Genomic DNA, 11,607 nt, shown 5'->3' on the forward strand with positions numbered 1-11,607 from the left:
TGTTTCATGGTACCATTCAGGCGATAACAGCTACATTTCGGCGGTTTTTGATGGCTGCATGCGGACAATTTTCATATGCTTAGGTCATCAAAGCTAAGGAAGTGGTGCTTGTGGATGTTATCCAAGTTGAACGTATTCGAAAGAGATTTGGAAATAAAGATGCGTTATCCGACGTATCCTTTTCCATTCCGAAAGGGGAAATCTTTGGTTTCCTCGGTCCGAGCGGTGCGGGAAAAACGACATTGATTAAGATTTTAACGGGGCAATTAAATTCAACAGGTGGACAGGCAAATGTATTTAACCAGCCATCAAAGATGATGCATCTCTCTGCACAGAAGATGAGGTTTGGCATTCTGACGGATAACAGCGGTCTATATGAGAGGTTAACGATCGAGGACAATCTGAATCTGTATCGTCAATTATATGATCTTCCTAAATCTTCGATCGATAGGGTGCTGCAGTTTGTTAATTTAAACGGAGAGCGCAACAAGAAAGTCAATCGCTTATCAAAAGGGATGCGTCAGCGTGTCATGTTGGCATGCGCGATTATCCATGAGCCGGAACTGTTATTTTTAGATGAACCTACCTCGGCTTTAGATCCTGTAAACTCCGCCCATATTTATAAAGGCTTGCGCTACCTAAATGAGAAAGGGACAACGATTTTTTTAACTACGCATGATATGGCTGAGGCAGAATTGCTGTGTAACCGCGTAGCGATTTTGTATAAGGGACAAATCCAAGCCATCGGTTCTCCCAAGGAACTGAAAAGGCAGCATCGAGAAAACGTAGTCTGCGTTGATTTAATCAATGGGGAAGCCTGCGAGCTGCCGATTAATGAGAGGACAGCCGATCAAATTGCGGATTGGATGAAACGAGGTTTAATTGATCGATTGGAAACGAAAGAGCCAAGCTTAGGTGATATCTTCATTAAAATGACAGGAAGTGAGTTACTATGAGTATCTCATTGAAACGTGTTCAAGCGATATTTGTGAAAGATTATAAAGAGTTTTCACGCAATTATGCGATATCTATTGTTTTGACGTTTCCCATTCTCTTTGCCTTTCTTTTTCGCAGTGCAGTCCCCTCTTTGTCTGAAGCCATTGGTTTTCTTCTAAATACTTCGTTTGTGATACTCACGTGTTTAGCACAAGCATGCTTGATTGCAGAAGAAAAGGAGCGTAACACGTTACGTTCATTAATGATGACCCCGGCTACGATCATGGATGTTTTAATCGGAAAAAGCGCTTTAGTCTTTGTTATGTCGGCTATCGTTCTGGCTATAGCTACGTATATATTGGGCTATGAGCCAAATCGTATGTGGGCCTTTGTGGCAGCCATCGTTTTATCAATTATTCTATATACTGCAGTAGGGACGATATGCGGTTTATTCTCTAAGACGGTACTCGAAGCATCATTATCTATCATGCCTGTGGCGTTTGTATTCACTGGGGCGCCGTGGGGGGTGCAATTAGCGGATGATTTTCCCATCTTTCAAGTGCTGACGTATACCCCAAGCGTTCAACTTGTGCATTTCCTAAATGCAACGACGGGAAATTTATTAAAACCTCTCCTTATTATTTTGGCATGGACAGTTGTCCTAACTATCATTTCGGTTGTGTTGTATCAACGACGGTTAAAGGATGAGTAGGGGAAATCAGCCGAGACGAGACCTTAATCAGAATAGTTCTCCATCATTTTAGATAAATAATTTCGAAAGTCTTCAACGTAGGTTTTAGGTTCTACAACTTTTAGATGGATGCCGAAGCTTGCTAGAAGTTGAAATCCCATATAATTTTGAGGGACATACATGGTTGCTAACAAAAGTCCAGAACCATGGTCTTCAATACTTTTTCTACCATACCTTTCGATGATTTGATCTTTTATGCTGGGCGATATCCATGCCTTAATCGTGACGAATTGCGGAAGATAACTTGCTTTGTGTCCTTGCTCAGACCAATCTTCTCTAGGATGAAATGCGCGTTCATTCATAGTAATATGATCGATCCGGGATAACTTGAATGTTCGAGATCCCTGTCGATGTAAACAGAATCCTTTCAAGTACCAACTCGATTCGCTAAAATGCAGCTCATAGGGCTCAACGATTCTATCCGTTACAGCCCCGTCTTTATCTGTATAACTAAACGAAACCAGCCTTTTCTTGGATATGGATTCTTGACATGTTTTTACGGTTTCAAGAATCTCGGACCGACCTTCCCAATTATAAAATGACAGTTGAATGGAACGATTTAGAGACAATGGACTAACCATTGCCTCTATTTTTTTTATCGTTCTTTCCACATCTTCAGTAAAGAGGAGTTGTTCCAATCCGCCGAGCGCAGCTAATATATTCTGTAAATCGGAGCTGCTTAGAAGGCGTTTATCAACCTTATATTCGTCCATTATGCCGTAGCCGCCGTTGACTCCATTGACAGAGTAGATCGGGATGTTCGCTAAGTTCAATGTTTCCATATCGCGTAGGATCGTTCTTTTGGAGACATTGAATAGTTGTGAGAATTTCGTTGTAGAAACAATTTCTTTCCTCAGCAATACCATGATAATCGAAATGAGTCTCTCTACTTTGTTCATAATTGCCCTCTTATTGTACCTAATTTCAGAAAGGTGACAGCTAGATGTCACCTTTTATTCAGTATACTACATGTATCACAAGAAGGAGGTTTTAATTTAATGTTTAATCCAACCGGTTTTCCCAAGCCCACCCTTATTTCAGTTAACGGCATAGAACTTGAAGTGTTTGAAGCAGGCCGAGAAAACGTAGGCAAACCTATTGTACTCTGCCACGGCTGGCCAGAGCATGCCTTTTCTTGGCGCCATCAGATGAATGCACTTGCTGCAGCGGGCTACCATGTCATCGTTCCCAACCAGCGGGGTTACGGTAACTCATCCCGTCCGACCGAAGTAACAGACTATGACATTGAACACTTGTCGGGTGATCTCATTGCGCTTCTCGATCACTATGGATACGAGGACGCTACCTTTGTGGGTCATGACTGGGGTGCATTCGTCGTTTGGGGACTGACCTTGTTGCATCCCAACCGCGTCAATAAAGTGATAAATCTGTGCTTGCCTTACCAAGAGCGCGGGGAAAAACCCTGGATTGAGTTCATGGAAGAAATACTTGGCGGCGATTTCTATTTCGTCCATTTTAATCGACAGCCAGGCGTCGCGGACGCCGTATTCGAAGACAATACATACAGGTTTCTTCGTAACCTATACCGGAAGAATGAACCTCTCAGAGCACCTGAGCCAGGTATGGCGTTGATCAACCTTGCCAGAGCAGAAACACCTCTCGGTGAGCCCGTAATGAGCGAAAGCGAGCTGGCCGTTTACGTCTCCGCTTTTGAAACATCAGGGTTCACAGGTAGCATAAATTGGTACAGGAATCTTGACCGCAACTGGCGCTTACTGGCGAAAGCGGACCCAATCATCCGACAGCCGACCCTCATGATCTACGGCGACCGAGATGTGATTGCGAAGTCCGAAAACCTTACAAAGTTCGTGCCCAATGTGGAAGTGGTCAATCTGGATTGCGGTCATTGGATCCAGGAAGAAAAGCCGCAGGAAACAAATCAAACGATTTTGAGATGGCTGGAACAGAAGGATGCCACCTAGTCGGTTATGTTATGGGGGTCCTAGTTGAAGTTTTGTTAATAGAATCGGGAAAGTGAAAAGGCACTCGAGCGAGAGTGTCTTTTCGCCGTAGGATAGCTTAAGCTGAACTGTACCATAAGCAACGGCGAATATCTGGTTTTTGGGGGTTGGGTTACATTATAACGGAACAGCGTAGGCAACAACGGGTTGGTCAATACCCTTCAAGTTATAAGTTTGGGGTTCCAAATGTGGGTAATCGGCTTTGATACAGTGATAGGCATCGTCTGATATCAAGATTTCCCCGTTTTGGGCTGCGCCTTGAATTCGGGAAGCTTTATTGACAACAGACCCAATAATCGTGAAATCCTTATAAGCTGTGCCAAATTCGCCTATAGAGGCCGTACCTGTATGGATGCCAATTCCGATCTTGACCGGGGCGTCCACGCCTGATACAGCTGAAAATTCGGACTGCATGTCTCTACATTTCCTTTGGATCTCTATGCCGGCCATGACAGCCTGATGGACGTGATCGTGCTGCTCCAAGGGGAAATTAAATATAGAAAGCACCGCGTCACCGATCATTTTATTAATAATGCCATCTCTCTTCCAAATCGCCGGCGCACATTCATCATAAAATTTCTCTAACAACCGTGCAATGTCAGCTGGATCGGCATGTTCCGATAGACGGGTATACCCCCTCAAGTCGGCAAACATGACGGTGGCTGGGATTTCGATCTGTTTGTTTTTCTTAACCCTTGTAAACATAGATTCACAAATTGTGCATAGGTTTGGATGCATTCGGCTGGGCTTTATTCCTACTAGGCGAAAAGGAAAAGATATCGGGCTGCGAATAAAGATCGGCACTTTCATTTGTTGCCAGCATCCTTTGCAGTACACGCTTTTGAAATCACCCATATGTGCAACCTCTTCCAAAGAAGCATTCAAGCTTCTTAAATTGTTTACTTTAAATATACAATATTTTCTAGATATACGCGATGGGTATGAAGCATCACCCGCTCTACATGCTGATCACATGGAATCACCAAACAAGGTGCCTTCCGTATTTACACTAGCCCAACGATCATATAGACTTTAAGTACTTTTTAACTATTTTGAGAGAAAAGAAAACATACGATTGAACCAACGGGGATCAAACCTGCAGCATCTATAATATATAGAAGGAAATGAGGGGCGTTTTGTGCATAACAAGATGAGGACCTGGATCATTATCATCGTTTTCTTAAGTGCCATTACGTCTATAAGGCTGTTTGTTTACCATGTTCAAAAGCCAATCGAGCAACCTCATGGGGTAGCAGGGATCCGAACAGACCCCGACCATGGGACAACCGTTTCTTTTCAAATACCGAAATAAAATAGTACTATTATTTATAATAGAATTGTTTTTACAAGGAGAGTGGTTTAAATGAATGAGTCACTTCAGATGGGAGCAAATACAACGTTAAGTGCCACAAAAGGCAGCGTAACGGTTAGCCATGAAATGTCTACTTCGTTAGATATTTCTTTAACAGCATTCCTTCTAACTGATGCGAACAAGGTGCAAGGAGATAGTGGAATCATATTTTATAATCAACCAGAAAGCTCCTCCGGTGTAGCTACCCTAGTTCCATCTGAAATAGTAGGGAATACTAAGGTACATAGAATTAATTTTGACATGAGTAAAGTTCCCGAAGGTATTACTCAAATCGCTATAACTCTTACAGAGGATAATAGCACGGGATTTTCAAATGTGAAGAATTTAAAGGCAGAAATCTCTACCGATCATACGAGTATCCAGTTGACCCCATCCAGTTTCACTAACGAAAATGGAATCGTAGTATTAGAATTATATCTAAGGAATGGTCAGACAAAGGCAAGATCAATCTGGCGTGGATTCGATTCCGGACTTGAAGGGTTATGTAAAAATTACGGTGTTGAGGTTGAATCTGATGACCAAGACAAGCTTACAGAACCTAAGACTATTCAAGAAAATATATCAAAAGGACCTGATACGACTGCAATTATTACTGAAAGTAAAAGTAGTCAAAATCCGTTGTCACTGATAAACCTTGAAAAGGTAAAGGGGAAGATAAGTCTCGATAAAGGGCAGAAGCCTGTTCTCATTGATAAAACACCAGAGATTACGGCTACTGTATCTTGGGAGACGGGGACTGATTATGATATCTATGCACTAGTCTATACAAGGGATGGCAAGCAGATTGATGTAGCTATGTTTGGGGCGGAAGGAACACCCCCTCTTAGGAGTTATGGCAAAGGATCAGTCGAACATTTGGGGGATGTTGGAAGAAATAGTAAATCCACTAAAACAGAAGTTATAAAATTAAGGTTAAACGATAATATTCTCGCAGTTGTTCCTGTGGTATATTCGGCCCAGTCCAATGGAACGGGTTCATTCTACAGATACAAGGTGTCCATGAGTATAGATAATCATAATGGAACATCTGTAACGATATCGTCCAAGAATGCAAATAATAATGATGCAGTTTATACCTGTGTGCCCGGAATACTTCATAATAGGCCAGATGGAGTGAGTATAAGTCCATTGGAGCTTTACAGTACACCGAACTCCGAGTATAGACCTAAACTTAGGATGGGGTCCTCAAATACGGTAGAAGTTTTAATGGATGAAGGACCCTTAAATGATTATAAGTAACTTAAGAGCATACAGAGCTCAAGCGCCACAAGGTGCTTGGGCTTTTTTTTATTGCAACGAAGTGACGAGTTTGTATAAAGCGGGTCGTAGAGAATGTGCATTGAGCATGCAATCCAATATGGGGTACAATCTACTCAAGCGAAATGATAATGATTATCATTATAAATGAACGAGTTGTTTTGCTAACAAAACGTATAGGGGAGAGAATGTCATGATGACAAGATCAAAATTTACGAAAATAGGATGGATATCGCTTATAACCGCAGCAATGGTGACGGTGAGTGGTTGCGGCTCGTCAGGCGAACCAGCTGTGGCCACGGTGACTACCGAACAGCCTGTCAAAGCAGCGCCAAGCGAAGCTCCGCCTCAGGCGAAAACGCGGGTCGTAACCGATAGCTTCGGAGAGGTAAAAATTCCGACAAATCCGAAGCGAATCTCGGCTTTATATCGTGAAGATTATTTGGTTGCGCTTGGGGTAAAGCCTATTGTGCAATATTATAACCCAATGTGGGGCAAGCAAGATTATTTGAAGCTGGAAGTTCCGTTATTCGACGTGACTGGCAGTATCGAGGCTTTGCTTGTGTCTGAACCAGACTTGATCATTGGCGCCGGAGAGGTCGATAAAGCAAAATATGAGATCTATTCCAAGGTTGCGCCGACGTTCCGCTTGCCGGATGACGTACTTGCGGATTCGCGCAAAACATTGACCTTAATCGCAGAATTACTTGGTCTTAGCGACAAAGGAAAGCAGGTTCTTGCCGATTACGAAGCGCGTATTGTCGATGTGAAGGCGAAGCTGAAAGCGGCGATCGGGGATGAGAAGATTGTTGTTCTGCGGATGAACATTGTAGACAAATCAATTAATATTTTTGGCACGCATAACACGTTTGTCGGACAAATCTTGTATGAGGATCTTGGGCTAAAGGCGCCAAGGTACGCCGAGACGATGACGGAGGGCAATATCGTCTTGTCGAAGGAGGTCATTCCGGATCTTGATGCGGACCATATTATTTTGCTTCCGTCCAACGGGACGTGGGAGGACGAGGGCAACAAAAAAGCGCTCGAGGAAATGAAAGCAGATCCGTTATGGAAAACTGCTCCTGCATTTAAGAGCGGCCATGTATATCCTGTAGAGAGATCTTATTGGCAGACGGGAGCCATTACGGCGAACGGGTTGAAGATGGATGATTTACTTCGATTGCTGGCCCCTAGCAAGAAATAAGAGTGATTGAGATCCTTGGTGAGATCACTTGCCATAAATTGGAAAATGGCCGTTTTTCAACGAAGGTTGAAGGGCGGCTTATTTTGATTTACACTATATTCATTGAGAATGAATATCAATTGGGAAGGCGGTTGATAGTAACGATGGGTATTGAACGGCTCAAACAAGCTGGAACTGCTCCTTTAGTCCAATATGTGCTGCAATCGATCCGCTTAATCGTTGCGGGCGAGCCAGCAGAAATGAGTGAATTGGACGGAAGCGACAGAAACGATAAGGAAAGCTTTGAATTGCTCATTATACGGAGCGGGACGGGACAAGGAAAATGTTATTTGCAGGGGCCCGGAAGATCTTTATCTGTTGAACAAGAGGTTATGAGTTGCAGTCATTACCGAGTGTGCTTCGTAGCGAGCGGCTCCGATGCAGCTTCGAGCCTGCTGCCGGATAAGCATGAACTTGCCTGCGCACCCTTCGCGAAGACGATAGAGCTTCTTGATGAGTTATATGGGCTCCGAGGTGCGAGCGAGGATCTCGAGCTGTTTCAACGATTTGTGAGATTTCAAGAGCTGCTGCTCTTTCTATTCCGCCAAAATACACCTCAAGCCGAGGATAAGGGAACGGATATCGAGCGGAATGGGGTAGAGCTTAGCATACGGCATATTCACCAGTACTACCGCGATCTTCTGACCGTGGAGGAGCTGGCCTCCCTCGCAGGCATTGAGCGCTGGAAGTATACCCGTCTGTTCAAAGAGGCGACGGGGCAAGTACCGCTCCAGTACTTGAATGAAGTACGGATTAATCAAGCTAAGAAGTGGCTGGCAAGCGTCGATGACAGGCTGCTCGATATTGCGCTGAATGCAGGCTTTAACAATGAACATTATTTCAATCGTCGTTTCAAGCAAACGGTAGGCATATCACCCGGACAATACCGTAACAGCCGCAAGGGACAGCTTAAAGTAGTAGCACCATATTTAGAGGATTTCATAGTTGCGTTGGATATGCAGCCTATCGCCCAGTATTCGCATACGAAATGGGGAAAACAAGACTATCTAGGTTTAAACCATATTCCAACGTTCGATGAGAACATCGGCAACTTTGAAGCACTTTCCGGTTATAAGCCAGATTTGATATTGCTTATGGATCGTTACGAGCAGCAGCAGTATTCTCAGTGCCGACGCATATCCAACACATGTATTCTGCTTGAGCAGACGAATAATTGGCGTATGCTTCTGCGTACTTTTGCCGATTATTTCGGTCGGACGGAGTTGGCCGACGATGCTATCGCAAAGTATGATTTCAAAGCACGGAGCGCGAGTCATACGCTGAGTCAGGTTATGAAAGGTGAAACGGTCGCATTTTTGCGTATCTCGGCGGACCACATCATCCAATATACGGAAGAGGGGCAAGGCTTCGTTTCGACTGTTCTCTATGGCGATGTTGGCTTGCGCTCCCACTCCGCAGTAGGTGTAGCTTCAAAAGCAAATAGGCCCGGTATGTTCAATCTCTCTGTAGAGGATTTGCGTTTGTTAACCGCGGATCATCTGTTCATTACTTTCGATAAGTGGCACAGTCAGGCAGAAGGAAAGGAGAGGGAACTGCTGGAGCAACCAGAGTGGCGCGAGCTGCCCGCTGTACGAAACAACCGCGTTTACGAGGTTGATTTTCTAACTTGGATGAATAATGGAATTATTTCCAATGGCAAGAAAATCGATGATATCCTGCGATCATTAGCTTGATTTGGCTTTGCTTGCACGGAAAGGTCCGCTTCTTCCATTTTGTATAAAAGCAACCGTCGACTTTGTGCATTGTTATTCTCACGTTACCGAAGCTACAATTATGTTGATAATGATTATCATAACATGAATGTTGCATGAGCCAACTGGAGGAGGACATCGATTGACTGAGCAGCTTGAATTATACGATGTGACGATTATCGGCGGTGGTCCTGCGGGAATGTATGCTGCTTTTTATAGTGGAATGCGCGATTTAAAGACGAAGCTAATAGAAGCGAAAGATGAACTGGGCGGGCGGATGCTTATTTATCCCGAGAAAATGATTTGGGATGTTGGAGGGGCTACGCCGATCCTATGTGAGAAGTTAATCGCCCAAATGTCGGAGCAGGCGAAGACATTCGACCCGACAATTGTATTCGGCCAGCACATTATCGGATTGGAGAAACAAGCCGATTCGACGTACATGCTGGAGGCGGCAACAGGGGAGAAGCACTGGACACGCACGATCATTCTGGCTATCGGCCGCGGCATTCTACGAATGGCAAAGCTGGAGCTGGAAGGGGCTGAGCGCTATGAGGTGTCCAATCTGCACTATACGGTGCAGGAGCTGGAGCCTTTTAGAGGGAAGCGGGTACTTATTTCGGGTGGCGGAAACTCCGCTGTCGATTGGGCAAACGAGCTGCTTCCCATCGCTGCTCAGGTCACAGTCGTGCATAGGCGCGACCGCTTCGGCGGACATGAGAAGAACATTGCTCGAATGAAAGAATCTTCTGCCGATGTGCTTACGCCATATGAAGTCACGAAGTTATACAGCGGCAATGGAAAAACGATTGAACGGGTGACGATTACCCATATCGAATCAGGGGACTCGCGCGAGCTGGAAATAGACGAAGTTATCGTTAACCACGGGCTGAAGTCCGATTTTACAGGTATCAAGGATTGGGGCCTAGATATGGACGAGTGGAATATATTCGTCAGCCCGAAACTTGAGACGAACTTGCCGGGTATCTTCGGGGCTGGCGACTTCGCCAATTACGAAAGCAAGCTCAACCTCATTGCGGGAGCGTTCACGGATGCAGCCTTAGCGCTTAACAGCGCCAAACGGTACATGGATCCCGAGGCGCCGAGAATGGCTTATGTATCATCGCATAACGAGAGATTTAAAGAACGGAACAAAGCGCTTGGCGTATCCGATGAATAGCAGACGTTTGGCGGCCATTGGGCCGCCATTTGTTTTTTCGCCGATAGCCCCGTTAAGCTGACTACTTACGCGTCCATTTCCTTCAACACTTCCTCAAGCCTGTCGTAGGTTTGCTGCATCCCTTCCTCCATGCCGCTATGGAGCATACCGTCTCGGTCCGCAACACTAAAAAAAGTTGAGGTTACCAGAAGCTTCGTCGTTCCATTGCCCGCATCCGTAAGTTCCAGTTTCTCCATGGCTACGTGTCCGCGTTCGCCAAGGCCATCGAATTCAAAGGTTTGTATTGTCATTTCTGGAGAAACCATATGATACGATCCGTGAAAGCTGAACTCGTGGCCGTTTTCATTCGTTTGGACGAAGTGCCAGGACCCACCATCGCGCACGTCAAGGTGCACGATGCGATTGGTGTAGCCGGGGCCAGTCCACCAGCGCTCTAACTTGTCCTTTTGCGTCATAGCAGCGAATACTTTATCGCGGCTTGCGTTAAACATACGTTCGATCTGGATGATCGATGTACCGGTTTCGGCAGTAACTTTGGCTCTATTCATGGTTATCTTCCTCCTGTAAAATGGTGTCCAATGCATGAAAACGGTAGTCCCATAACGATTCGAAGCGGGTCAAAAACTGAGAGGCATCTCTTAACGCCTCGGATGAAACACTTACGAGCTGCTCCTTTCCGTGGCGTCGTTTGACTATTAGTTTTGCTTTTTCCAATACGGTGAGATGCTTGGCGACGGCGGCAAACGAGACTTCGTAATTTTGAGCCAATTGAGTGATGGTATGCTGCCCCTGAATAAGACGCAGCAAAATGTCCCTTCGAATCGGATCAGCTAACGAACTAAACAATCCATCTAGATATTTATTATATTCAACCATATGGTTGAATATAATCGAAGCAGATCGAGATGTCAAATCAAATTGTTAGTTTAAAAGGGAAAACTATGGCTGGGGCAGCTGAAATGAACGATACTAGACAGCACAAATAGAAGACGGGTAAAATAGGATGGTAGATTGTGTAAGCAATCGATGTATGTGGAGTATGGAGCTGTGCAATTGGGGACGATAGAGAGAGTACTCTATTTTTGTTCATTATGACGGTATGATGCCGCCAGTTCAGCTTAATTAGCTTACGTTTCTACCGCTACATAAGTCGAATGTCGTGAAGACAGACACA

11 protein-coding genes are annotated in these 11,607 nt (G+C 44.8%); 7 read left to right on the forward strand and 4 right to left on the reverse strand.

The window, feature by feature from the left end; all coding sequences use genetic code 11:
- Positions 1 to 110 precede the first annotated feature (110 nt).
- Positions 111 to 956, forward strand: a complete 846-nt coding sequence (locus AC58PV_RS14110; RefSeq protein WP_497432859.1) for an ABC transporter ATP-binding protein — start codon at positions 111 to 113, stop codon at positions 954 to 956.
- A complete protein-coding gene (locus AC58PV_RS14115) occupies positions 953 to 1,648 on the forward strand; it encodes an ABC transporter permease (RefSeq protein ID WP_497432860.1) in 696 nt (231 codons plus the stop codon). Before AC58PV_RS14110 ends, AC58PV_RS14115 begins: the two co-directional genes overlap by 4 nt.
- 23 nt (positions 1,649 to 1,671) lie before the next feature.
- On the opposite strand, the gene AC58PV_RS14120 is transcribed toward AC58PV_RS14115, so the two are convergent.
- A complete protein-coding gene (locus tag AC58PV_RS14120) occupies positions 1,672 to 2,586 on the reverse strand; it encodes a helix-turn-helix transcriptional regulator (RefSeq protein WP_497432861.1) in 915 nt (304 codons plus the stop codon).
- A gap of 99 nt (positions 2,587 to 2,685) precedes the next feature.
- Here AC58PV_RS14120 and AC58PV_RS14125 point away from each other — a divergent pair, with 99 nt between their 5' ends.
- Positions 2,686 to 3,630, forward strand: a complete 945-nt coding sequence (locus tag AC58PV_RS14125) for an alpha/beta fold hydrolase (RefSeq protein WP_497432862.1) — start codon at positions 2,686 to 2,688, stop codon at positions 3,628 to 3,630.
- Between the two features lie 156 nt (positions 3,631 to 3,786).
- Here AC58PV_RS14125 and AC58PV_RS14130 read toward each other — a convergent pair whose 3' ends face one another.
- Positions 3,787 to 4,524, reverse strand: coding sequence for an adenylate/guanylate cyclase domain-containing protein (locus AC58PV_RS14130; protein ID WP_497432863.1), 738 nt, complete (start codon positions 4,522 to 4,524; stop codon positions 3,787 to 3,789).
- Between the two features lie 508 nt (positions 4,525 to 5,032).
- Here AC58PV_RS14130 and AC58PV_RS14135 point away from each other — a divergent pair.
- The 4 genes from AC58PV_RS14135 to AC58PV_RS14150 all read left to right on the forward strand — a co-directional run bounded on the left by AC58PV_RS14135 (position 5,033) and on the right by AC58PV_RS14150 (position 10,433).
- Positions 5,033 to 6,280, forward strand: a complete 1,248-nt coding sequence (locus AC58PV_RS14135) for a TerD family protein (RefSeq protein ID WP_497432864.1) — start codon at positions 5,033 to 5,035, stop codon at positions 6,278 to 6,280.
- A 214-nt stretch (positions 6,281 to 6,494) separates the two neighbouring features.
- Complete coding sequence (locus AC58PV_RS14140) at positions 6,495 to 7,502, forward strand: ABC transporter substrate-binding protein (protein ID WP_497433106.1); 1,008 nt, start codon at positions 6,495 to 6,497, stop codon at positions 7,500 to 7,502.
- Between the two features lie 143 nt (positions 7,503 to 7,645).
- Positions 7,646 to 9,235: a helix-turn-helix domain-containing protein gene (locus tag AC58PV_RS14145; protein WP_497432865.1), complete on the forward strand. Its 1,590-nt coding sequence runs from the start codon at positions 7,646 to 7,648 to the stop codon at positions 9,233 to 9,235.
- A 160-nt stretch (positions 9,236 to 9,395) separates the two neighbouring features.
- Positions 9,396 to 10,433, forward strand: a complete 1,038-nt coding sequence (locus AC58PV_RS14150) for an NAD(P)/FAD-dependent oxidoreductase (protein ID WP_497432866.1) — start codon at positions 9,396 to 9,398, stop codon at positions 10,431 to 10,433.
- 65 nt (positions 10,434 to 10,498) lie between these two features.
- Here the strand turns inward: AC58PV_RS14150 and AC58PV_RS14155 are convergent, their stop codons facing one another.
- Together AC58PV_RS14155 and AC58PV_RS14160 are read right to left on the reverse strand one after the other, a co-directional pair.
- Positions 10,499 to 10,981, reverse strand: a complete 483-nt coding sequence (locus tag AC58PV_RS14155) for an SRPBCC family protein (RefSeq protein WP_497432867.1) — start codon at positions 10,979 to 10,981, stop codon at positions 10,499 to 10,501.
- Complete coding sequence (locus AC58PV_RS14160; protein ID WP_497432868.1) at positions 10,974 to 11,309, reverse strand: ArsR/SmtB family transcription factor; 336 nt, start codon at positions 11,307 to 11,309, stop codon at positions 10,974 to 10,976. The genes AC58PV_RS14155 and AC58PV_RS14160 overlap by 8 nt, the downstream gene beginning before the upstream one ends.
- Between the last annotated feature and the right edge of the window lie 298 nt (positions 11,310 to 11,607).

Source organism: Paenibacillus sp. J22FR83, assembly GCF_059691955.1.

Bases quoted from the DNA above. Each gene is read 5' to 3' on its own strand.
- AC58PV_RS14115 (WP_497432860.1), top strand. From the start codon at position 953: ATGAGTATCTCATTGAAACGTGTTCAAGCGATATTTGTGAAAGATTAT.
- AC58PV_RS14120 (WP_497432861.1), bottom strand. From the start codon at position 2,586: ATGAACAAAGTAGAGAGACTCATTTCGATTATCATGGTATTGCTGAGG.
- AC58PV_RS14125 (WP_497432862.1), top strand. From the start codon at position 2,686: ATGTTTAATCCAACCGGTTTTCCCAAGCCCACCCTTATTTCAGTTAAC.
- AC58PV_RS14130 (WP_497432863.1), bottom strand. From the start codon at position 4,524: ATGGGTGATTTCAAAAGCGTGTACTGCAAAGGATGCTGGCAACAAATG.
- AC58PV_RS14135 (WP_497432864.1), top strand. From the start codon at position 5,033: ATGAATGAGTCACTTCAGATGGGAGCAAATACAACGTTAAGTGCCACA.
- AC58PV_RS14140 (WP_497433106.1), top strand. From the start codon at position 6,495: ATGACAAGATCAAAATTTACGAAAATAGGATGGATATCGCTTATAACC.
- AC58PV_RS14145 (WP_497432865.1), top strand. From the start codon at position 7,646: ATGGGTATTGAACGGCTCAAACAAGCTGGAACTGCTCCTTTAGTCCAA.
- AC58PV_RS14155 (WP_497432867.1), bottom strand. From the start codon at position 10,981: ATGAATAGAGCCAAAGTTACTGCCGAAACCGGTACATCGATCATCCAG.
- AC58PV_RS14160 (WP_497432868.1), bottom strand. From the start codon at position 11,309: ATGGTTGAATATAATAAATATCTAGATGGATTGTTTAGTTCGTTAGCT.